Genomic DNA, 20525 nt, shown 5'->3' with positions numbered 1-20525 from the left:
GGCGGGAGTATATCCATGCCCTTGCGGGCGCGGTTACGCGGCGGCGCTGGCGAGCGATGCGCCGCGCCAAGTAAAATAACGCGCTTTGCCTGCTTTTCCGGCGTCCGGCCGCCGACACCATCCATGACTTATTCCGCCAAAGAAATCTTCAAGACGCTGCAGGGCGAAGGCGCCCATGCCGGCCGCGCGGCGGTCTTCTGCCGGTTCGCCGGCTGCAACCTCTGGAGCGGCCGCGAAAGCGACCGCGCCAGCGCCGCCTGCACCTTCTGCGACACCGACTTCGTCGGCACCGACGGCGAAGGCGGCGGCAAGTTCGCCACCGCCGAACTGCTGGCCGACACCATCGCGGCCTGCTGGGGTCCGGGCGCCGAAGACCGCTACGTGGTCTTCACCGGCGGCGAACCGCTGCTGCAACTGGACGCCGCGCTGCTCACGGCCGTGCACGCGCGCAGCTTCACCGTGGCCATCGAAACCAACGGCACCATCAAGCCGCCGGCCGGCATCGACTGGATCTGCGTCAGCCCCAAGGGCACCGCCCCGGTGGTGCTGGAGCGCGGCGACGAGCTCAAGCTGGTCTATCCGCAGGCCAACGCCCTGCCCGAGGCCTTCGCCCACCTGGACTTCGACCACTTCTTCCTGCAACCCATGGACGGCCCCGCACGCGCGGCCAACACCCGGCAAGCCGTCCAGTACTGTATGCAGCATCCGCAATGGCGGCTCAGCCTGCAGACCCACAAATACATAGGCATTCCATGATTTACCCCCGTCCCCTGCGGAGCGCGCCATGATTTCCGTGACCCGCAGGCTGGAGTTCGACGCCGGCCACCGCATTCCCGACCATCGCAGCCAGTGCCGCAACCTGCACGGCCACCGCTACGTGCTGGAGATCACCCTCAGCGGCGACGTGGTGCAGGCCCCGGGCGAGTCCGACAACGGCATGTTGATGGACTTCTCCGAGATCAAGCAGATCGCCAAGACCCACATCGTCGACGTCTGGGACCACGCGTTCCTGGTCTACGAGGGCGACGCCGCCGTGCGCGCCTTCCTGGACACGCTGCCCGGCCACAAGACGGTGGTGCTGGACCGCATCCCCACGGCCGAAAACCTGGCCGCCATCGTCTTCGCCACGCTGGCGCCCCACTACCACGGCCACTACGGCGCCGAGCTGCGCCTGACCCGCGTGCGCCTGTACGAAACGCCCAACTGCTGGGCCGACTGCAACGGCTGAGCGCGCCCCGGCCGATCGCCCCATCCGAGCCCGGTTTTCCATCCCTGGAAAACCGGGCTCTTATCTTTTCGATTGAAACAATCAATGGAGATCTTCGTCATTTTCAATTAATAGTAAGCTAATAGATAGGATACAATCTATTCCATGAACACGCCCACCGACTTCCAGCTCATGGCCACCACGTCCAACCTGATGGTGCTGTCGCGCGCCTATCGCGGCGCCGCCGACAAGGCCCTGGCCGACTACGGACTTTCCCAGGCCACGGCCTGGCCCGTCATCCTGACCGGCCGTCTGGGAGACGGCGTGCGCCAGGGCGCCCTGGCCGAGGCGCTGGGCGTCGAAGGCCCCTCGCTGGTGCGGGTGCTGGACCAGCTTGTCGCCGCCGGCCTGATGGAACGCCGCGAGGACCCGCATGACCGCCGCGCCCGCACCCTGCACCTGACCGACGCCGGCCAGGCCTTGCGCGCGCAGGTCGAGGACGTGCTGGTCGAATTGCGCCGCCACCTGTTCCGCGGCATAGACGCGGCGGACCTGGAGGCCTGCCACCGGGTCTTCGAAAGCCTCAAGGCCGCGCTGGGCCGCAGCGGCGCCGGCGCGCAGCAACAGGACGAGCAGCCGTGAAACTGCCTACCCTGCGCGAAACCATCTTCTCGCTCCAGGCGTATCTGAGCGCCGTGCTGGCGCTGTACGTGGCGTACAGCATGGGCCTGCCGCGCCCGTTCTGGGCCATGACCACCGCATACATCGTGGCCCAGCCCTGGTCGGGCGCGGTGCGCTCCAAGGCGCTGTACCGCCTGACGGGCACCTTCGTCGGCTCGGCCGTCACCGTCTACATGGTGCCGCAGCTGTCGAACTCCCCGGTCGTCATGGTCGCGGCCATGGTGGTGTGGGTGGGCGTCTGCCTGTACCTGTCGGTGCTGGACCGCACCCCGCGTTCGTACCTGTTCATGCTGGCCGGCTATACCGCCGCCATGATCGGCTTTTCCAGCGTGACCGAGCCGTCCCTGGTGTTCGACACGGCGCTGGCCCGGGTCGAGGAAATCTGCCTGGGCATCGTCAGCGCCACGCTGGTCCACAGCATCGTGCTGCCGCAAGGCCTGGCCCCCACGCTGCTGCAGCTGCTGGACAAGGCGGTGCGCGGGGCGCGCAACTGGATGCACGACACGCTCAGCGGCCAGACCGACGAGCAGAAGGACCGCGACCGCCGCACGCTGGCCAACGACATCACGCAACTGCGCCTGCTGTCCACCCACGTGCCCTTCGACACCGGCAACCTGCGCTGGACCGCGGGCGCGGTGCGCGCCATGCAGGACCAGGTCGCGGCCCTGACGCCCATCGTTTCCGCCGTGGAGGACCGCATGCTGGCGCTGCAGGCCGACGGCCAGGCGCTGCCGCAGGAGGTTTCCGCGCTGCTGCGCGACATCTCCGAATGGATCAACGCCGGCGCCCTCGCCACGCACGAGGACGCCCTGCGCCTGCGCGCCGAGGCGGCCAGGCTCACGCCCGCCATCGACGGGCGCGCCACCTGGCGCGACGCGCTGCTGGCCAGCCTGATGACGCGGCTGCGCGAACTCATCGACACCTACGACCAATGCCTGGCCCTGCGCCGCGACATCCGCGCCGGGCTGCAGGGCGCGCCGCTGCGTCCGTCGCGCGCCAGGCGCGTTTCCTCCAATACCGTGCTGCACCGCGACCGCCAGCTCGCGCTACTGTCGGCGCTGGCCGCCGGCGTGGCGATTTCGATCTGCAGCGCGTTCTGGATCGGCACCGCCTGGAGCAACGGCGGCTCGGCCGCGCTGATGGCCGCGATCGCCAGCTGCATTTTCGCCTCGCAGGACAATCCCGTGCCCGGCATCATGCAGTTCCTGACCTACACCATCTATTCCATTCCGCTGTCGGCGCTGTACCTGCTGGGCATCATGCCCGCCATCCATTCATTCGAAATGCTGGTGCTGGCGATGCTGCCCACGGCCTTCGTGCTGGGGGTGTACATCTCGCGCCCCGCCACCGTCGGCAAGGCCATGGCCTTCGTGTTCGGCTTCGTGGGCACGCTGGCGCTGCAGGACACCCATACCGCCGACATCGTGTCCTTCATCGACGCGCAGATCGCGCAGAACATCGGCGTGGCCACCGCCGCCATCGTCGCCGCCCTCTTCCGCACGGTCAGCGCCGACCGCAGCGCGCGCCGCATCCAGGCCGCCAACTGGAAGGAACTGGAAATACTGGCAAGTTCGCCGCGCGCCCCCGAGCGCCACACCTACGCCGCCCGCATGCTGGACCGCATCGGCCTGCTGCAGCCGCGCCTGGCGCTGGCCAAGCGCCCGGACGACGTGGTCGCCGCCGACGCGCTCAAGGACCTGCGCGTGGGCCGCGACATCACCGAACTGCAACGCGTGCGCCGCCACCTGCCCATGGCCGAGGCCACCATCGCGCCGCTGCTGGCCAGCCTGGCCGGCTTCTTCCGGGCCCGCCAGGCCTGGCAGCCGGGACAGAAAACGCCGGAATTCCTGGCGCAGATCGACCGCGCGCTGTCCAGCGTCGCCAGCACCGCGCAGCACGAGGGCGCGCGGGCGCGCGCCGTGGTGGCCCTGGTGGGCATCCGCCGCGCCTTCTTCCCCGACGCCCCCGATTACCAACCGCCCCATCCGACGCTGGAGGGCCAGACATCATGATCGGCGAATTCAATCTCTACGGCATTTACTTCCCCTGGCTGCTGGTGCTGGGCGTGGCCACCCTGGGCATCGCCTGGGCCGTGCGCCGCGTGCTGGCCCGCGCCGGGCTGTACCGCCTGGTATGGCACCCCGCGCTGTTCGACCTGGCGCTGTTCGTGGTGCTGCTGTATGGCGTTTCCCTCATTTCCCCGTATTTTCTTCAGAGATCCGCATGAAACTCCCCAACGCCCTGCGCCCTTCCGCCATCGGCAGGTTCGCCGTGACGGCCGTCGTCGTCGCCGCGGCCGCCTACGCCGGCTGGCAGCTCTGGGTGCACTATGAAGTCGAACCCTGGACGCGCGACGGCCGCGTCAAGGCCTACGTGGTGCAGGTCGCGCCCGACGTCTCCGGCCTGGTCACCAGCGTGCCGGTGCACGACAACCAGGACGTGAAGGCCGGCGACGTGCTGTTCGAAATCGACCGCGCGCGCTTCCAGCTGGCGTTCGACCAGGCCCAGGCCTCGGTGCATTCGCAGCAGGTGGCGCGCACGCAGGCGCTGCGCGACGCCAAGCGCAACCGCGCACTGGGCCGGCTGGTGGCCGCCGAGGCGCTGGAACAGAGCGAGACCCGCCTGCAGCAGGCCGAGGCCGCGCTGGCGCAGGCCGAAGTCCAGCTCGACACCGCGCGCCTGAATCTCGAACGCAGCCGCGTGGTCGCGGCCACCGACGGCCGCGTCACCAACCTGGACCTGCGCGCGGGCTCCTACGCCACCGCCGGCCGCGGCGTGATGGCGCTGGTGGACGCGGGCTCGTTCTACGTCGAAGGCTACTTCGAGGAAACCAAGCTGCCGCGCGTGCACGAAGGCGATCCCGTCACGGTGACGCTGATGGGCGATTCGCGGCTGATCCGCGGCCACGTGGAAAGCATCGCCCAGGGCATCGCCGACCGCGACCGCAGCACCGGCGCCAACCTGCTGCCCAACGTGAACCCGACCTTCAACTGGGTCCGCCTGGCGCAGCGCATCCCGGTGCGCGTGAAGATCGACGACGTGCCCGAAGGTGTGCGCCTGGTGGCCGGCCAGACCGCCACCGTGGCGGTCGACAGCCCGCCCCGGCATGCCTCTGCGCACACCCCGCAGTCTTCCTGATCCCGTCTTTACCCTCTTTACCCTTTACCCGACGCCATACCGTGTGATTGCCATGAATACCAGAAACCTCCTGCCGCTGATGCTGGCCCTTGCGCTGGCCGGATGCACCACCGTGGGCCCCGACTACCAGGTGCCCGCGGACGCGGTGGCCGAGCGGCAGAGCGCGCAGGCGCCTTTCGCGCAGGCCCAGGAGGACGTGTTCCGGCAGGACGCGGTGCCCGGCCGCTGGTGGCGCCTGTACAACGACCCCACGCTGGACGGACTGGTGGAAAAGGCGCTGGCCGCCAACACCGACCTGCGCGTGGCCGGCGCCAACCTCGAACGCGCCCAGGCCGTCCTGCGCGAAACCCAGGCGCAGCAGCAGCCCAGCCTCGGCGTCAACGCCTCGCCCACCTACGGCCACGCCTCGGGCCTGCAGGAAATGCAGCCCGGCATCGATCCGCCCAACCGCTGGTCGTACTCCGCCGGCGCCGGCGTGTCCTACCAACTGGACCTGTTCGGCCAGATCCGCCGCGCGATCGAAGCCTCCAGCGGCGACGCCCAGGCCGCGCAGGCCGCCTACGACGCCACCCGCGTCACCGTGGCCGCCGAAACCGCCCGGGCCTACGCCACCGTCTGTTCGGCCGGCATGCAGCTGGCTTCGGCCCGGCATTCGGTGAAAGTGCAGCAGGAATCGCTGGACGCGGTGCAGCGGTTGCAGCAGGCCGGCCGCGGCACCGTGCTGGACGTGACGCGCGCGCGCAGCCAGCTGCAGCAGCTGCGGGCCAACCTGCCGCCGTTCGAGGCCCAGCAGCGCACCGCGCTCTACCGCCTGGCGGCGCTGACCGGCCAGACGCCCGCGGAAATCACGCCCGCCCTGCTGCAATGCGCCGAGCCTCCCCGGCTGGCCGACACCATACCGGTGGGAGACGGCGCCGAACTGCTGCGCCGCCGTCCCGACATCCGCCAGGCCGAGCGCGCGCTGGCCGCCGCAACCGCGCGCATCGGCGTGGCCACCGCGGACCTCTACCCCAAGATCACGCTGGGCCTGTCGGCCGCCTCGGGCGGCCCCGCCACCATGTTCGGAGACCGCGGCACCTTCAGCTGGAGCGTCGGCCCCCTGATCTCCTGGACCATCCCCAACACCGGCGCCGCGCAGGCCCGCATCGCCCAGGCCCAGGCCGGCACCAAGGCCGCCGCCGCGCGCTTCGACGCCACCGTGCTCAACGCGCTGCGCGAAACCGAAAGCGCGCTGGTGGTCTACGCCCGCCAGCTCGACCGCGACAGCGCCCTGCGCGCCGCGCGCGACCAGAGCGCCGAGGCCGCCTCCCAGGCCAGCCAGTTGTTCCGCCTGGGCAAGACCGACTACCTGACCGTGCTGGACGCCGAACGCACGCTGGCCACCAATGAAAGCGCGCTGGCGGCCTCGCAGGCCGAACTCAGCAACGACCAGATCGCGCTGTTCCTGGCGCTGGGCGGGGGCTGGGAGAAGTAATCAGTGCACCGTGCTGCCGTCCGGCGGCGTCTGGTTCAGGCCCAGCGCCGCCTCCCAGCTGCGCAGCGGCACGCAGGTCTGCAGGCGCATGATGGCGCGCTCGATCAGGGCGGGATGCAGTTCGTGGCCCACGTGGGTGGCCACGTCGATGGTGGAATCGCCGTGCAGTTCGGTCAGGCGCGCCTGGGCGGCCTGGATGTGGGCCACGTCCATGACCGGATCGTCGGCCCCGTGCAGCAGGTGCAGCGTGGTGTATTGCGGCGCGGAGCGCGGCAGCTGGGCGTAGCGGCCGGAAAAGGCCAGGACGCGGCCGGCCATGCCGTCGTGGGCCTGGACCAGTTCCAGCGCCATGATGGCGCCTTGCGAGAACCCCGCCAGCGCCGTGTCGGACTGCAGCAGGCCGAAACGGGCCTGCGCCTGGCGCACATAGGCCTCCAGGGGCGGCAGGGCCCGCGCCACGCGTTCGGGGCGGTTTTCCTCGGTCACGCCGCGCACCGAGAACCATTGGCGGCCCGCGCCGCCGCCGTCGAAGGGCTCGAAGCCCTCGGGGATCAGCACGGCCGCCGCCGGAAACGCCGCGCGCACGGCCTGGGCCAGCGGCTGCAGATTGTCGGGCGAGCCGCCCACGCCATGCAGCAGGATGAAAAGCTGGCGCACGTCGACGCCCGGATCGGGAAGGAATTCGATAGAACTGGAAGACGCCATGAGACTGCTCCGTACGGGCCTGGGGCCGCTCAGGCAGCCCCCTATTGCCGCATTGTAAAATGCGCGGCCCGGTGTCCCTGAAAGTCCGACACCCCAGATATGTGGCCCGCGTGCGCGGCCATCACCCACCCAGCAATGCAAACATCCACAACAGAAGCCGGCGCGACGCCGGCCGGCCAGAATCAGCTGCACCGCGTGCTCAAGGCGCGCCACCTCACGATGATAGCGCTAGGCGGGGCCATAGGCACCGGCCTGTTCGTCGCCTCCGGCGCGGCCATCGCGCAGGCCGGCCCCGGCGGCGCGCTGCTGGTCTATCTGGCGATCGGGCTGATGGTGTATTTCATCATGACCAGCCTGGGCGAACTGGCGACCTTCATGCCGGTCTCGGGCTCTTTCTGCACCTACGCCTCGCGCTACGTGGACCCGGGCTTCGGCTTCGCGCTGGGATGGAATTTCTGGGTCAGCTGGGCCACGGTGGTGGCGGTGGACGTGGTGGCCGCGCAGCTCGTCATGGCGTACTGGTTCCCCGACACCCCGGGATGGATCTGGAGCGTGGCGTTCCTGGCACTGACCTTCGGGCTGAACGCGTTCTCGGCGCGCAGCTTCGGCGAGGCCGAGTACTGGTTCGCCATCATCAAGGTGGCCGCGGTGCTGTGCTTCATCGGCGTGGGGCTGGCGATGCTGGTGGGCATCATCCACGGCGGCCCCGCGGTGGGGCTGCAAAACTGGACGGTGGGCGACGCGCCTTTCGTGGGCAACGCGGCCACCTGGGTCGGCGTGGCCATGGTGGTGGCCTATTCTTTCCAGGGCACCGAACTGGTGGCCGTGGCGGCCGGCGAATCCGAGAACCCGCGGCGCAACGTGCCGCGCGCCATCAATCACGTGTTCTGGCGCATCCTGCTGTTCTACGTGCTGGCCATTCTCATCATCGGCCTGCTGCTGCCCTATACCGATCCGCAGCTGCTGCGCAACGAGGTCGAGGACATCGCGGTCAGCCCCTTCACCCTGGTATTCCAGCATGCCGGGCTGCTGTCGGCGGCCACGGTGATGAACGCCGTCATCCTGACCTCGGTGCTGTCGGCGGGCAATTCCGGCATGTACGCGGCCACGCGGATGCTGTTCAACATGGCGCGCGAAGGCCAGGCCCCCGCCCTTTTCATGCGCCTGACCCGCAGCGGCGTGCCGCTGTACGCATTGCTGGCGACCGCGCTGCTGGCCTGCCTGTGCCTGTTCAGCCTGGTCTACAGCCCCAAGGCGGTCTATATCTGGCTGCTTAACTTCGCGGGCATGACGGAATTCATCGTGTGGCTGAGCATCGCGGTCAGCCACTACCGTTTCCGGCAGGGCTATATCAGGCACGGCTACGACACCGCCGACCTGCCCTACAAGGCCGGCCTGTTCCCCTTCGGCCCGCTGCTGGCCTTCGTACTGTGCCTGCTGGTCACGCTGGGCCAGAACTACCAGGCTTTTCTGGAAGAACGCATCGACTGGATCGGCGTGATCTCTACCTACCTGGCGATTCCGCTGTTCCTGGCCCTGTGGCTGGGCCACCGGCTGCTGCGCGGATCGCGCTGGATCCGGTACCAGGACATGCGCTTCTACGGCGTGGACCTGGCCCGCGAAACCGGCGCGCCGAGCGCCCGGCCCGCTGCCGCCGACGTTCGCGGTTAGGCGGGTACCGTATCCCTGGTTTTGGATACCGCCGTGAAGGATACGCCCAACGTGTCCATCACACGGCGCAGCGTGCGGTAGCTTGGATTGGCCCCAGGAGCTAGGACGCGATAAAGATTGGTGCGGGCCAATCCCGATTCCTCAGCTATCGTGCCAATCCCGCGCGCGCGGGCCACATCGCCCAGCGCTTGAAGAAAAGCATCCGGATCGGCATCCTGAATCGCATCTGCCAGATAGTGGGCAATCGTCTCGTCATCGGTCAGATAGTTCGCCGGATCGAAATCACGCAGCTTTGTCATGTTGCACTCCGTTTAAGTTCGGCCCATAAGCTCTTGGCTATTGCAATATCCCGCGATTGGGATTTCTTGTCGCCGCCACACAGCAAAATGTAGACGGTCTGCCCACGACGACTGTAGTAGACACGGTAGCCCGCTCCGACATCTATTCGCATCTCACTAATTCCGTCGCCTACGGATTTGACATCGCCAAAATTGCCGGCAACTGCTCTAGCCAACTTGCGCACGATTTGCGCTTTTGTATGAGCGTCCCGCATCCTGCCAATCCACTGGGCAAAAACGTCAGTTTCACGAAATATCGGCATCGTTATTGTCGCTCAAAAGGGACAAGAATTAAACTTTTGAAGTCACGACGGCAGGCCCGCAGGCACAGGTAGATACGCATTTATACTGTATATTCATACAGCTATAATTGGTTCTCAGACCTTTCCTACGTGTTGCCATGCAGTCCCCGGAACGCATCCATCCCGCGCTATGGCGCGCCACCCAACTGGCTCAGGGCGCCGCCCGCTGCCTGCCCACCGGGCATGCGGCGCTGTCGGCCGAGCTGCCGGATGGCGGCTGGCCGCTGGGTTCGCTGATCGAGCTGCTGGCGCCGCATCCCGGCGTCGGCGAAATCCGCCTGCTGCGTCCGGCCCTGGCGCAGCTGGAAACCCGCCGCGCCATCGCGCTGGTGCAGCCGCCGCACGCGCCGCATATCGCCAGCTGGATGAGCTGGCGGCTGGACCCGCGCCAGCTGTTGTGGGTGGCCCCCGAGAAACCCGCCGATGCGCTCTGGGCCGCCGAGCAGATCCTGAAGAACGGCAGCTGCGGGGCCCTGATCTGCTGGCTGCCCCGGGTGCGGCCCGAGTCCCTGCGCCGCCTGCACCTGGCCGCCCAGGCCAGCGACCTGCTGTTCGTCGCCCTGCGTCCCGCCGAGGCGGCCCGCAACGCCACGCCCGCGCCCTTGCGGCTGGCGCTGGCGCCCGCGCCGGGCGGGCTGTCGGTGCAGATACTCAAGCGCCGCGGGCCGGCCTGCGACACGCCGCTGTATATCGGCCTGGAGCCCGGCGCCGCCTCTACTTCTCCTTCCCGCCATGCGCCTCTGGATCGCCGCCTGCCTGCGCTGCCTGCCGCTGGACGCCATACGCCCGCACTGGCCGCATGAGGGGCCGGCGTTCGCGGTCCTGGACCAGGAACGCGTCGCCGCCCTGACGCCCGCCGCCCGCCAGGCCGGCGTGCGGCCCGGCATGCGCCGCGCCGGCGCCGCCGCCATCGCGCCCCAGGTCGAACTGCTGGCGCGCGATCCGCTGGCCGAGGCCGAAACCCTGCAGGGCGCGGCGCTGGCCCTGCTGCAATACACGCCCGAAGTCGCGCTGGCGGGCGACGACACGGTGCTGCTGAACGTGGGCGCCAGCCTGATGTTCTTCCGCGGCCCGCGCGCCCTGAGCCGCCGGGTGGCCGCCACGCTGCGCGCGCTGGACCTGCGCGTCACGCTGGGCATGGCCCCCACCGCCATGGGCGCCTGGCTGCTGGCGCGCCGTCCCGGCCGGCGCGCGCCCCGGCGCGTGCTGACGCTACCCACGCTGGTCCGGCGGCTGGACGCCCTGCCCCTGGCGCTGCTGCCGCAGGCCCAGGCCCGCCGCGACTGGCTGGACGACATCGGCTGCCACAGCCTGGCGGACCTGCGCGCCCTGCCGCGCGCCGGCCTGCAGCGGCGCAGCGCGCCCGAACTGCTGCAGGCGCTGGACGCGGCCTATGGCCAGGCGCCCGAACTCTACCGCTGGATCGAACCGCCGCCCCGGTTCGAGCGGCGCATCGAACTCATGGACTACGTGGAGCACACCGACGCCGTGCTGGCGGTGGCGCGCCGCCTGGCCGAGCAACTGGCCGGCTGGCTGAGCGCGCGCCGGCTCGCGGTGCGGCGCGTGGTGCTCAGCCTGGAACACGAGCGCGGCCGCCATGCCCGGCCGCCCGCCGAGGTGGAGCTGGCCCTGGCGCAGCCGGTCTGGCAGGCGCAGCAGATCCTCGGCCTGCTGCGCGAAAAACTGGCCCGCTACACGCTGCAGGCGCCGGTGATCGCCGTCGCGCTGCTGGCGCCGGACACGCAGGAGCAGCCCGCCGCCAGCGCCACGCTGTTTCCCGAACCCGGCGGCACCGCCGCCGACCACGCCAGGCTGCTGGACCTGCTGGCGGCGCGGCTGGGCCGCGGCCAGGTGCGCCACGCCTGTCCCGTGCCCGACCATCGCCCCGAGGCCGCCAACGCCTGGGGCGATGCGCTGGCCCCCGCGCCCCGTCCCGCCCCGCTGCCCGAGCTGCTGGACCGGCCGTTCTGGCTGCTGGACCCGCCGCTGCCCCTGAAGCTGTCCGGCCACCGTCCGCAGTACGGCGGCCATGCGCTGCGCCTGATGCGCGGCCCCGAGCGCATCGAAAGCGGCTGGTGGGACCCGGACCTGACCGTGCGCGACTACTTCGTCGCCGAGGACGAGGCCGCCGCGCGCTACTGGATCTACCGCGAGCGCGACGCCGAGCACGCCCGCTGGTTCCTGCACGGGCTCTACGCCTGAGAGTCCAGATGGAACACGATCTCCCCGAGGCCGTTGCGGCCGGCCTGCCCGGCTACGCCGAGCTGCAATGCCAGTCCAACTTCTCCTTCCTGCAAGGCGCCTCGCATCCGGAAGAGCTGGTCACCCGCGCCGCCGAACTGGGCTACGCGGCGCTGGCCATCACCGACGAGTGCTCGCTGGCGGGCGCGGTCCGCGCCCACGGGGAGGCCAAGGCCCGCAACCTGCCGCTGCTGATCGGCGCCACCTTCCAGTTGCGCGCCGCGCCCGACGCCGCGCCGCTGGGCCTGACCCTGCTGGCCCAGACCCGCGAGGGCTATGGAAACCTGTCCGAACTCATCACCCTGGCGCGCACCCGCGCCCCCAAGGGCGAATACCGGCTGGCTCCGGAAGACCTGACCCACCCGCCCGCGGGCTACGCCCATCTGCGCCACATGCCCGAATGCCTGGCCATCCTCAGCCCCGCCTACGGCCTCGACGCCGAGCGCATGACGCAGCAGGCGCGCTGGCTGGCGCGCGCCTTCGGCCAGCGCGCCTGGGTCGGGCTGAGCCTGCTCCACCGTTGCCGCGACGACCTGCACCGCGCCGCGGTGGAACAGGCGGCGCAGGCCGCGCAGCTGCCCGTGGTGGCGCTGGGCCAGGTGCAGATGCACGTGCGCTCGCGCAAGCCGCTGCACGACACGCTGACCGGCATCCGCACCCGCCAGCCGGTGTCCCAGTGCGGCTATGAACTGTCCGGCAACGCCGAGCAGCACCTGCGCACGCGCATGCGCCTGGCCAATCTCTATCCGCCCCAGGCGCTGGCCCAGACGCTGGTGGTGGCCCGCCGCTGCGCGTTTTCGCTGGAGCAGCTGCGCTACGAATATCCGGACGAGATCGTGCCGCGCGGGCACACGCCGGCCACCTACCTGCGCCAGGAAACGCAGGCCGGGGCCGTGCGCCGCTTTCCCGCCGGAGTGCCGCCGGAAGTGGCCGCGCAGATCGAGAAAGAACTGAGCCTGATCGCCGAGCTGCGCTACGAAGCCTATTTCCTGACCGTCTACGACATCGTCCAGTACGCCCGCAGCCAGGGCATTCTGTGCCAGGGCCGCGGCTCGGCGGCCAACTCCGCGGTCTGCTACTGCCTGGGCATCACCGAGGTCGATCCCGCGCGCGGCAACAGCCTGTTCGAGCGCTTCATCAGCAAGGAGCGCAACGAGCCGCCCGACATCGACGTGGACTTCGAACACCAGCGCCGCGAAGAAGTCATCCAGTACATCTACGACAAGTACGGCCGGCACCGCGCCGCGCTGACCGCCGTGGTCATTTCCTACCGGCCGCGCAGCGTGCTGCGCGACACCGGCCGCGCGCTGGGCGTGGACCCGGGCGTGATCGACGCGGTGGCGCGCGCCCACCAGTGGTGGGACAGCAAGAAGGAAATGCTGCGCACGCTGGGCGGCTGCGGGCTGGACCCGGATTCGCAGGTGGCGCGGCAATGGGCGGCGCTGGCGCACACCCTGATGGGATTTCCGCGGCATTTGTCGCAGCACCCGGGCGGCTTCGTGATTGCGCGCGGCAAGCTGTCGCGCCTGGTTCCCATCGAGAACGCCGCCATGCCGGACCGCAGCGTCGTGCAATGGGACAAGGACGACCTGGACGCGCTTGGCCTGCTCAAGGTGGACGTGCTGGCGCTGGGCATGCTGTCGGCGCTGCGCCGCACGCTGGAGCTGGCCGGGCAGCGCCGCGGCCGGCCCTTGCGGCTGCAGGACATCCCGCCGGACGACGCCGCCACCTACGACATGATCTGCGACGCCGACACCATCGGCGTGTTCCAGATCGAATCGCGCGCGCAGATGAGCATGCTGCCGCGCCTGCGCCCGCGCGAATACTACGACCTGGTGGTGCAGGTGGCCATCGTGCGGCCCGGACCGATCCAGGGCGGCATGGTCCACCCCTACCTGCGCCGCCGCCAGAGCAAGGAAGGCGCCAGCTATCCCAGCGAAAAAGTGCGCGGCGTGCTCGAACGCACGCTGGGCGTGCCGATCTTCCAGGAACAGGTCATGCAGATCGCCGTGGTCGCCGCCGGCTTCACGCCGGGCGACGCCGACCAGCTGCGCCGCTCCATGGCCGCCTGGAAGCGCAAGGGCGGCGTGGACAAATACCGCGCCAAGCTGGTCGGCGGCCTGCTGGCCCACGGCTACACGCTGGAATTCGCCGAAGCGCTGTTCCGGCAGATCGAAGGCTTCGGCGAATACGGGTTTCCCGAAAGCCACGCCGCCAGCTTCGCGCTGCTGGCGTACGCCAGCTCCTGGCTCAAGCGGCACGAGCCCGAGGCCTTCCTGGCCGCCCTGCTCAATTCCCAGCCCATGGGCTTTTACGCGCCGGCCCAGCTGGTCCAGGACGCCCGCCGCCACGGCGTCTGCGTGCTGCCGGCCGACGTCACGGTCAGCGGCTGGGACTCGGCCCTGGAGCCCCTGCCGGCGGGCCACCCCGGCGCGCGGCGCGCGCCGCATCCGCACGCGCCCGCCCCCGATGCGCCGCGTCCCGCCGTGCGGCTGGGGCTGAGCCTGCTGCAGGGCATGCGCGAGGACGCCGTGCGGCGCATCGAGGCCGCGCGCGCCGCCGCGCCGTTCGCCGACACCGGCGACCTGGCGCGTCGCGCCGCGCTCACGCGCCACGACCTCAACGCCCTGGCCGCCGGCGACGCCCTGCGCACGCTGGCCGGCCACCGCCGCCAGGCCAGCTGGGAAGCCGCCGCCAGCGTGCACAGCCGCGACCTGCTGCGCGACGCCGCCATCGTCGAAACCGCCGCGCCGCGGCTGTCCGCCCCGACCGAGAGCCAGGCCGTGGCCGCGGACTACCGCAGCGTGGGCCTGACCCTGCGCAGCCACCCCGTGGCGCTGCTGCGCGCCGAGCTGGCGGCGCGCAATTTCCAGCCCGCCGCGGTGCTCAACGGCTACCCCGACAAGCGCGTGGCGCGCGCCTGCGGCATCGTCACCGTGCGCCAGCGCCCGCAAACCTCCAAGGGCGTCATCTTCGTCACCCTGGAAGACGAGACCGGTCCGGTCAACGTGATCGTGCGCCCCGAACTGATAGAACGCCAGCGCCGCGAACTGCTGGGGTCGGCGCTGCTGGGCGTATACGGTTCCTGGCAAAGCGTGGACGGCGTGCGCCACCTGGTGGCGCAGCGGCTGGTGGATCTGTCCGAGCTGTTGGGCGGACTGTCCGCGCGCAGCCGCAACTTCCATTAGGACGGGCTCGCGCCCGCCCTGAGCACAGCGCGCCGCGGCTGGTCTATCATGGCTTTTTCGACGCGTTGTTGTAAGGAGTTCTACATGATCCGCAAGCTGATTCCCTTCCTGCTGGTCGCCAGTCTGGCCGCATGCGCCAACACCGGAGCACCGCGTTCGTCCAGCGCATCGGGCTCCAGCTCCTCCAGCGCATCGTCCTCGTCCGGCGCCGCTTCCTCCTCGGGCATGTCCAGCGCCTCCGGCTATGGCGGCAAGACCTGCGACGCCGCGGCGCTGCAGTCGCAGATCGGCCAGAAGGCCACCCCGTCCGTGATGGAAGACCTGCGCACGCGCAGCGGCAGCGCCACCGCCCGCATGCTGCGCCCGGGCCAGGTCGTAACCATGGAATACAACGCCACCCGCCTGAACCTGATCGTCGACGACAAGGACGTCATGACCGCGATCCGCTGCGGCTGAAGACGCCTCAGTCGCCGCCGGCGGCGCTGCGCGCTTCGGCCAGCGCCACCGTCAGGTGCATCACTTTTTTCTTCAGCTGGTCGCGCTCGTCCGTCAGCCGCGCCAGCAGTTCGCGCAGGCGCGCGATTTCGGCCGGCATGTCGGCGATGTTCTCGATGGGTTCCTCGGGACGCGGCTCGCGCGGCGGGGCCTTGGCCTGGCGCACTTCGCGCGCCGCCTGCTGCAATTCCTTTCTGCCGCCCGCCACCGCGGCCGCCTGCCGCTCGGCCGGAAGCGAAGACACCGCGGCGGCCGCGTTGATCGAGATCGCCCCTTCCTTGACGGCCCGCACCAGCTCGGGCGCGGCGGCCTTCTGGATTTTTTCTATCTGCCCCAGCGTGTTGCTGCTGATGCGCGCGGCGCGCGCCAGCGCCTGGCGGCTCGGGACCGGCATGGCCTGCGCCGGCAGCGGCGGCGCATCGGAACCCTCGTCCCAGGGCGGATCGTCGGGCGCGGCGGCGGCGGCGCGCGCCTGCAGGATTTCCTTCTTGCGCAGCGCCAGCACGCCGCGCTGGAAGTCCGACACGCTGCGCCGGCCCAGATGGTTTTCTATCATCCAAAGGTGCACATCCTCGATCGACTGGAAGCGCGTGTTCTGGATGGTCTGGAAGGCAATGCCGTGCTTGCGGCACAGCGCGTAGCGGTTGTGTCCGTCGACCAGCAGGTCGCCCCACAGCACCAGCGCGTCGCGGCAGCCTTCGGCCAGCAGGCTGCGTTCCAGCGCCGCGTACTCGTCTTCGGTCAAAGGGTCTATATAGGCGCGCAGGCCCTCGTCTATCCTGATGTCCATTGTGTCCAAATGCAGGTTTGCCTCAAGCCAGCCCCTGGCCGCGCAGCACGTCCTGGACCGCCGCCAGCCGCCCGACCGGATCGGTCATGGCCAGCAGGCGCGCCTTGTCGTCCGGCGGCAGCGGCAGCAGCTCGCACCAGCGGTTGGCGACCCAGCCGCCGTCGTCCAGCCTGAAGGGCGGCCCCACCGGCATGCGCTCGGCGCTCACGCCTTCGCGCTGCCACTGGGCCACCAGGCGCCCCAGCGCGTCGGCGCTGGCCTGCATGGCCGCCGGCACGGGCGCGGGCGGATCGTCGGCGATGGGCTCGGCCTGCCCCATCCAAAGGCCGTATTTTGCCACCTCGCTGGACAGCAGCCGGAAACGCCCCGTGCCCACGCAGCGCAGCTCCAGCAGCGCCGGCATGGGCGCGTCCCAGGCGTCGATGCGGGCCATCGTGCCCACGGGCGCCAGCGTCTCGCCGCCGCCCGGCGTGCGCACCTCCTGCCCCGACAGCAGGCCCACCACGCCGAACTCGCTGCCATCGGCGATGCAGCGCCGGATCATGTCCAGGTAGCGCACCTCGAAGACGCGCAGATGCAGCACGCCCGCGGGAAAAAGCGCGTTCGATAGCGGAAACAGCGGTATCAGCGACATGGCAGCCTCCTATTGGACGCAAACGCTGAAAAAACATGTCACGCGGCCGTCGTATCGCGGCGCCCGCCATTGCCCTATGATGGAGCCCGCGGCGCGGCCGGGTGCGCCGCGCCGCTTACGCGCTGCGCCCGTCGAACGGAATGCGCGTGAGCGTGTCCAGGGCCACCGTCTCCAGGCAGCGCGCGTTCACCGCGGCCGTTTCCTCGCCCTGCGGGCTCACGCCGAAAGCGAACGGCGCGCAGCCGCAATCGGCGCAGAAGTGATGCGAAATCACGTGCTTGTTGAACTGGTAGGTCGACATGCGATCGGTGGACGAAGTGATGCGCAGGCTGGCGCGCGGCACGAACCACAGCAGATAGCCCTTGCGGCTGCAGTACGAGCAATTGCATTCCAGGACCTGGGACACGTCGCCGTCGACCTCGAACGCGATCTGTCCGCAGTGGCAGCTTCCTTTTTGCATGGCCTGGCTCCTGATTACTGATTACGTGAGTCGGGCTTCCATCATAGAGCGGCGGCGGCCTTCTTGGCACCGCTTCCGTCTCATCTTCCGGAGAGAACATGCCCCAACTATCCGCCTATCTCAGCTTCGACGGCAACTGCGCCGAGGCCATGCAGTTCTACGAGCGCGTGCTGGGCGGCCGGCTGGAGGCGCTGATCCGCTACGCCGACGCGCCGCCCGACGCCGCCATGCCGCCCTTGTCGGCCGAGGACGCCGGGCGCATCATGCACGCGCGCCTGGGCCTGGACCAGCAGACGCTGCTGGGCAGCGACGCCACCGCCGCCCATCCCTATCCGGGCAAGCAGGGCGTGGCGCTGGCCTACCCCACGGTGTCCGATGCGCAGCGCGTCTTCGACCAGCTGGCCGACGGCGGCAACATCACGCTGCCGCTGCAGAAGACCTTCTGGGCCGAGGCCTACGGCGCGCTGATCGACCGCTACGGCACCCGCTGGATGGTCAGCGGCGGCCGCATGGCCCACTGAACACGACCTCTCCAAGGAAGCGATACCCGATGACGCATGGAATCCACGGCAGGCAGCGCTGGTGGGCGCTGCTGGTGCTATGCCTGGGCGTGCTGATGATCGTGCTGGACACCACGATCGTCAACGTCGCCCTGCCCTCTATCCGCCAGGACCTGCACTTCACCGAGACCTCGCTCGTCTGGGTGGTCAACGCCTACATGCTCACCTTCGGCGGCTTCCTGCTGCTGGGCGGCAGGCTGGGCGACCTGCTGGGACACCGCCGCATGTTCCTGGCCGGCCTGACGCTGTTCACGCTGGCCTCGCTGGCCTGCGGCGTGGCCCAGGGCCAGGCGCTGCTGATCGGCGCGCGCGCGGTCCAGGGGCTGGGCGGCGCGGTGGTCTCCGCCGTGTCGCTCTCGCTCATCATGAACCTCTTCACCGAGACCGGCGAGCGCGCCCGCGCCATGGGCGTATACGGCTTCGTCTGCGCCGGCGGCGGCAGTATCGGGGTGCTGCTGGGCGGGCTGCTGACCAGCGCGCTGTCCTGGCACTGGATCTTCCTGGTCAACCTGCCCATCGGCGTGCTGGTCTACGCGCTGTGCCTGCGGCTGATCCCGCGCGCCGCGCCGACGGCCGCCGGCGCCCGCCTGGACGTGGCCGGCGCGCTGGCCGTCACGGTCTCGCTGATGCTGGCGGTGTATGCCGTGGTCAACGGCAACGAGGCCGGCTGGACCTCGGCGCAATCCCTGACCCTGCTGGGCGTGGCCGCGGCGCTGATGGCGCTGTTCCTGTGGATCGAGGCGCGCGTCGAATCGCCGCTGATGCCGCTGGCGCTGTTCCGGCTGCGCAACGTGGCCACCGCCAACGTCGTCGGCGTGCTGTGGGCCGCGGCCATGTTCGCGTGGTTCTTCGTGTCGGCGCTGTACATGCAGCTGGTGCTGGGCTATACGGCCATGCAGGTCGGGCTGGCCTTCCTGCCGGCCAACCTCATCATGGCGGCCTTCTCGCTGGGCCTGTCGGCAAAGCTGGTGATGCGCTTCGGCATCCGGCTGCCGCTGGCCGCCGGCCTGTCGCTGGCGGCGCTGGGGCTGGCGCTGTTCGCGCGCGCGCCGATCGACGGCGCCTTCGCCGCCGACGTGCTGCCCGGCATGCTGCTGCTGGGCCTGGGCGCCGGCGTGGCCTTCAATCCCCTGCTGCTGGCGGCCATGAACGACGTGGAGCCCAGCCAGTCGGGCCTGGCCTCGGGCGTGGTCAATACCGCCTTCATGATGGGCGGCGCGCTCGGCCTGGCGGTGCTGGCCAGCCTGGCCGCGGCCCGCAGCGCCACGCTGACGCAGGCGGGCGCAAGCGCCACCGCGGCGCTCAACGGCGGCTACCAGCTCACCTTCCTGGCAGGCGCCGTCATCGCCGCGCTGGCGGCGGCCTTGAGCGCGGCGCTGCTGCGTGCGCGCAACCGCGGCGTGCCGGCCGAGGCCGGCGCGCCGCACTGAGCCGGCCTCAGCCCCGCGCGGGCCGCGCCAGCCAGGCTTCGGCCAGCTTCACGAAGGCGCTGGCGCCGATGGGCAGCAGCTCGTCGTTGAAGTCGTAGCTGGTGTTGTGGACCAGGCAGGGGCCGGCACCGTGGCCGGCCTCGCGGTGGTCGCCGTCGCCGTTGCCGATGAAGCAATAGCTGCCCGGCACCGCTTCGAGCATGAAGGAAAAATCCTCGGCCGCCATGATGGGCGTCTGCGCCAGCACGCGCCCGGCGCCGACCACCGAGGCCAGCGTCTCGCGCATGAAGGCGGTTTCGGCCTCGTGGTTGATGGTCGAGGGATAGTGGCGGGTGAAGACGAAATCGCACTCGGCGCCGAACATCTCCGCCACGTGGCGCGCGATCTCGCCCATGCGGCGCTCGATCAGGTCCAGCGTTTCGCGCGTGTATGCGCGCACCGTGCCGCGCAGCTCGCAGGTGTCGGCGATCACGTTGACCGCCTCGCCGGCGCGCAGCATGGTCACCGAGATCACCGCGGTCTCCAACGGCTTCTTGTTGCGGCTGATGATGGTCTGGAACGCCTCGATCATCTGGCCGGCCGCCGGTATCGGGTCGATGGCCAGGTGCGGCATGGCCGCGTGGCCGCCCTTGCCGCGTATGGTCACGTGGAATTCGCTGTTGGACGCCAGCACCGGCCCCGGCGACGACGCGAAGCAGCCGACCGGAATGCCGGGCATGTTGTGCATGCCGAACACCGCTTCCATGGGGAATCTCTCGAACAGGCCGTCGCGCATCATTTCGCGCGCGCCGCCGCCGCGCTCTTCGGCCGGCTGGAAAATCAGGTAGACCGTGCCGTCGAAATTGCGATGGCGCGCCAGGTGCTGCGCCGCGCCGAGCAGCATGGCGGTATGGCCGTCATGGCCGCAGGCGTGCATGACGCCGGCGTGCTTGCTGGCATGGTCGAACCGGTTGGCCTCCTGCATGGGCAGCGCGTCCATGTCCGCGCGCAGGCCCACCGTGCGCGCCGAGCTGCCGTTGCGGATCACGCCCACCAGCCCGGTCTTGCCGAAGCCGCGGTGCACGGCGATGCCCCAGCTCTCCAATTGCTGCGCCACCAGGTCGGCGGTGCGGTTCTCTTGGAACGCCAGCTCTGGATGGGCGTGGATGTCGCGGCGGATGGCGCGGATGGAAGGCGCGTGTTCAACAATGTCTTCGATCAGGTTCATGTGG

21 protein-coding genes are annotated in these 20525 nt (G+C 70.0%); 14 read left to right on the top strand and 7 right to left on the bottom strand.

Features of this window, described 5'->3' with window-relative positions; genetic code table 11:
- The first annotated feature begins 123 nt into the window (after nt 1-123).
- The 7 genes from queE to A6B37_RS04020 all read left to right on the top strand — a co-directional run bounded on the left by queE (nt 124) and on the right by A6B37_RS04020 (nt 6500).
- Nucleotides 124-756, top strand: a complete 633-nt coding sequence (queE, locus tag A6B37_RS04050) for a 7-carboxy-7-deazaguanine synthase (protein ID WP_111824980.1) — start codon at nt 124-126, stop codon at nt 754-756.
- Between the two features lie 28 nt (nt 757-784).
- Entirely contained in the window at nt 785-1228 is a 444-nt protein-coding gene (gene queD, locus A6B37_RS04045; RefSeq protein ID WP_111824979.1) for a 6-carboxytetrahydropterin synthase QueD, read from the top strand.
- 144 nt (nt 1229-1372) lie between these two features.
- Nucleotides 1373-1849: a MarR family transcriptional regulator gene (locus A6B37_RS04040; RefSeq protein ID WP_102776032.1), complete on the top strand. Its 477-nt coding sequence runs from the start codon at nt 1373-1375 to the stop codon at nt 1847-1849.
- Nucleotides 1846-3900, top strand: a complete 2055-nt coding sequence (locus A6B37_RS04035) for an FUSC family protein (RefSeq protein WP_111824978.1) — start codon at nt 1846-1848, stop codon at nt 3898-3900. The genes A6B37_RS04040 and A6B37_RS04035 overlap by 4 nt, the downstream gene beginning before the upstream one ends.
- Nucleotides 3897-4115 carry a DUF1656 domain-containing protein gene (locus A6B37_RS04030; RefSeq protein WP_102776030.1) on the top strand — a complete coding sequence of 73 codons (219 nt, stop codon included), beginning with the start codon at nt 3897-3899 and terminating at the stop codon, nt 4113-4115. The genes A6B37_RS04035 and A6B37_RS04030 overlap by 4 nt, the downstream gene beginning before the upstream one ends.
- Complete coding sequence (locus A6B37_RS04025; protein WP_102776029.1) at nt 4112-5026, top strand: HlyD family secretion protein; 915 nt, start codon at nt 4112-4114, stop codon at nt 5024-5026. Before A6B37_RS04030 ends, A6B37_RS04025 begins: the two co-directional genes overlap by 4 nt.
- 52 nt (nt 5027-5078) lie before the next feature.
- Nucleotides 5079-6500 (top strand): efflux transporter outer membrane subunit, encoded by a 1422-nt coding sequence (locus A6B37_RS04020; RefSeq protein WP_102776028.1) that lies wholly within the window; start codon nt 5079-5081, stop codon nt 6498-6500.
- On the opposite strand, the gene ypfH is transcribed toward A6B37_RS04020, so the two are convergent.
- The gene (gene ypfH, locus A6B37_RS04015) at nt 6501-7205 is read right to left on the bottom strand and encodes an esterase (RefSeq protein WP_111824977.1); all 705 of its coding nucleotides are present in this window, start codon (nt 7203-7205) and stop codon (nt 6501-6503) included. It abuts the gene before it with no gap.
- A gap of 135 nt (nt 7206-7340) precedes the next feature.
- Here ypfH and A6B37_RS04010 point away from each other — a divergent pair, with 135 nt between their 5' ends.
- A complete protein-coding gene (locus A6B37_RS04010; RefSeq protein ID WP_111824976.1) occupies nt 7341-8876 on the top strand; it encodes an amino acid permease in 1536 nt (511 codons plus the stop codon).
- Here the strand turns inward: A6B37_RS04010 and A6B37_RS04005 are convergent.
- A complete protein-coding gene (locus A6B37_RS04005; protein WP_102776026.1) occupies nt 8873-9175 on the bottom strand; it encodes an addiction module antidote protein in 303 nt (100 codons plus the stop codon). The two genes, A6B37_RS04010 and A6B37_RS04005, sit on opposite strands and share 4 nt — an antisense overlap.
- On the bottom strand, nt 9172-9477 hold the full coding sequence (locus tag A6B37_RS04000; RefSeq protein ID WP_111824975.1) for a type II toxin-antitoxin system RelE/ParE family toxin: 306 nt from the start codon (nt 9475-9477) through the stop codon (nt 9172-9174). The genes A6B37_RS04005 and A6B37_RS04000 overlap by 4 nt, the downstream gene beginning before the upstream one ends.
- A 137-nt stretch (nt 9478-9614) precedes the next feature.
- Here A6B37_RS04000 and imuA point away from each other — a divergent pair, with 137 nt between their 5' ends.
- The 4 genes from imuA (at nt 9615) to A6B37_RS03980 (ending at nt 15401) form a co-directional block, all read left to right on the top strand.
- Nucleotides 9615-10319, top strand: coding sequence for a translesion DNA synthesis-associated protein ImuA (gene imuA / locus A6B37_RS03995; protein WP_102776025.1), 705 nt, complete (start codon nt 9615-9617; stop codon nt 10317-10319).
- The gene (locus A6B37_RS03990; protein WP_111824974.1) at nt 10249-11718 is read left to right on the top strand and encodes a DNA polymerase Y family protein; all 1470 of its coding nucleotides are present in this window, start codon (nt 10249-10251) and stop codon (nt 11716-11718) included. Before imuA ends, A6B37_RS03990 begins: the two co-directional genes overlap by 71 nt.
- Before the next feature lie 8 nt (nt 11719-11726).
- Entirely contained in the window at nt 11727-14945 is a 3219-nt protein-coding gene (locus A6B37_RS03985; protein ID WP_111824973.1) for an error-prone DNA polymerase, read from the top strand.
- 84 nt (nt 14946-15029) lie between these two features.
- On the top strand, nt 15030-15401 hold the full coding sequence (locus A6B37_RS03980) for an I78 family peptidase inhibitor (protein WP_111824972.1): 372 nt from the start codon (nt 15030-15032) through the stop codon (nt 15399-15401).
- A 7-nt stretch (nt 15402-15408) separates the two neighbouring features.
- Here A6B37_RS03980 and A6B37_RS03975 read toward each other — a convergent pair whose 3' ends face one another.
- From A6B37_RS03975 to A6B37_RS03965, 3 genes are all read right to left on the bottom strand, one after another.
- Complete coding sequence (locus A6B37_RS03975; protein ID WP_111824971.1) at nt 15409-16230, bottom strand: hypothetical protein; 822 nt, start codon at nt 16228-16230, stop codon at nt 15409-15411.
- A 22-nt stretch (nt 16231-16252) separates the two neighbouring features.
- A complete protein-coding gene (locus A6B37_RS03970; protein WP_111824970.1) occupies nt 16253-16864 on the bottom strand; it encodes an LON peptidase substrate-binding domain-containing protein in 612 nt (203 codons plus the stop codon).
- A gap of 115 nt (nt 16865-16979) precedes the next feature.
- Complete coding sequence (locus tag A6B37_RS03965) at nt 16980-17324, bottom strand: GFA family protein (protein WP_102776019.1); 345 nt, start codon at nt 17322-17324, stop codon at nt 16980-16982.
- A 98-nt stretch (nt 17325-17422) separates the two neighbouring features.
- On the opposite strand from A6B37_RS03965, the gene A6B37_RS03960 reads away from it, so the two are divergent.
- Together A6B37_RS03960 and A6B37_RS03955 are read left to right on the top strand one after the other, a co-directional pair.
- On the top strand, nt 17423-17845 hold the full coding sequence (locus A6B37_RS03960) for a VOC family protein (RefSeq protein ID WP_111824969.1): 423 nt from the start codon (nt 17423-17425) through the stop codon (nt 17843-17845).
- A 29-nt stretch (nt 17846-17874) separates the two neighbouring features.
- Entirely contained in the window at nt 17875-19314 is a 1440-nt protein-coding gene (locus A6B37_RS03955) for a DHA2 family efflux MFS transporter permease subunit (protein ID WP_111824968.1), read from the top strand.
- Between the two features lie 7 nt (nt 19315-19321).
- Here the strand turns inward: A6B37_RS03955 and A6B37_RS03950 are convergent, their stop codons facing one another.
- The gene (locus A6B37_RS03950; RefSeq protein WP_111824967.1) at nt 19322-20521 is read right to left on the bottom strand and encodes a M20 aminoacylase family protein; all 1200 of its coding nucleotides are present in this window, start codon (nt 20519-20521) and stop codon (nt 19322-19324) included.
- Between the last annotated feature and the right edge of the window lie 4 nt (nt 20522-20525).

Source organism: Achromobacter sp. HZ01, assembly GCF_003267925.1.
In the GTDB taxonomy this organism is placed as follows: domain Bacteria; phylum Pseudomonadota; class Gammaproteobacteria; order Burkholderiales; family Burkholderiaceae_B; genus Achromobacter; species Achromobacter pulmonis_A.
This window is presented reverse-complemented; position numbering and strand designations above follow the sequence as displayed.

Bases quoted from the DNA above. Each gene is read 5' to 3' on its own strand.
- queE (WP_111824980.1), top strand. From the start codon at position 124: ATGACTTATTCCGCCAAAGAAATCTTCAAGACGCTGCAGGGCGAAGGC.
- queD (WP_111824979.1), top strand. From the start codon at position 785: ATGATTTCCGTGACCCGCAGGCTGGAGTTCGACGCCGGCCACCGCATT.
- A6B37_RS04040 (WP_102776032.1), top strand. From the start codon at position 1,373: ATGAACACGCCCACCGACTTCCAGCTCATGGCCACCACGTCCAACCTG.
- A6B37_RS04030 (WP_102776030.1), top strand. From the start codon at position 3,897: ATGATCGGCGAATTCAATCTCTACGGCATTTACTTCCCCTGGCTGCTG.
- A6B37_RS04025 (WP_102776029.1), top strand. From the start codon at position 4,112: ATGAAACTCCCCAACGCCCTGCGCCCTTCCGCCATCGGCAGGTTCGCC.
- A6B37_RS04020 (WP_102776028.1), top strand. From the start codon at position 5,079: ATGAATACCAGAAACCTCCTGCCGCTGATGCTGGCCCTTGCGCTGGCC.
- ypfH (WP_111824977.1), bottom strand. From the start codon at position 7,205: ATGGCGTCTTCCAGTTCTATCGAATTCCTTCCCGATCCGGGCGTCGAC.
- A6B37_RS04010 (WP_111824976.1), top strand. From the start codon at position 7,341: ATGCAAACATCCACAACAGAAGCCGGCGCGACGCCGGCCGGCCAGAAT.
- A6B37_RS04005 (WP_102776026.1), bottom strand. From the start codon at position 9,175: ATGACAAAGCTGCGTGATTTCGATCCGGCGAACTATCTGACCGATGAC.
- A6B37_RS04000 (WP_111824975.1), bottom strand. From the start codon at position 9,477: ATGCCGATATTTCGTGAAACTGACGTTTTTGCCCAGTGGATTGGCAGG.
- imuA (WP_102776025.1), top strand. From the start codon at position 9,615: ATGCAGTCCCCGGAACGCATCCATCCCGCGCTATGGCGCGCCACCCAA.
- A6B37_RS03990 (WP_111824974.1), top strand. From the start codon at position 10,249: ATGCGCCTCTGGATCGCCGCCTGCCTGCGCTGCCTGCCGCTGGACGCC.
- A6B37_RS03985 (WP_111824973.1), top strand. From the start codon at position 11,727: ATGGAACACGATCTCCCCGAGGCCGTTGCGGCCGGCCTGCCCGGCTAC.
- A6B37_RS03980 (WP_111824972.1), top strand. From the start codon at position 15,030: ATGATCCGCAAGCTGATTCCCTTCCTGCTGGTCGCCAGTCTGGCCGCA.
- A6B37_RS03975 (WP_111824971.1), bottom strand. From the start codon at position 16,230: ATGGACATCAGGATAGACGAGGGCCTGCGCGCCTATATAGACCCTTTG.
- A6B37_RS03970 (WP_111824970.1), bottom strand. From the start codon at position 16,864: ATGTCGCTGATACCGCTGTTTCCGCTATCGAACGCGCTTTTTCCCGCG.
- A6B37_RS03965 (WP_102776019.1), bottom strand. From the start codon at position 17,324: ATGCAAAAAGGAAGCTGCCACTGCGGACAGATCGCGTTCGAGGTCGAC.
- A6B37_RS03960 (WP_111824969.1), top strand. From the start codon at position 17,423: ATGCCCCAACTATCCGCCTATCTCAGCTTCGACGGCAACTGCGCCGAG.
- A6B37_RS03955 (WP_111824968.1), top strand. From the start codon at position 17,875: ATGACGCATGGAATCCACGGCAGGCAGCGCTGGTGGGCGCTGCTGGTG.
- A6B37_RS03950 (WP_111824967.1), bottom strand. From the start codon at position 20,521: ATGAACCTGATCGAAGACATTGTTGAACACGCGCCTTCCATCCGCGCC.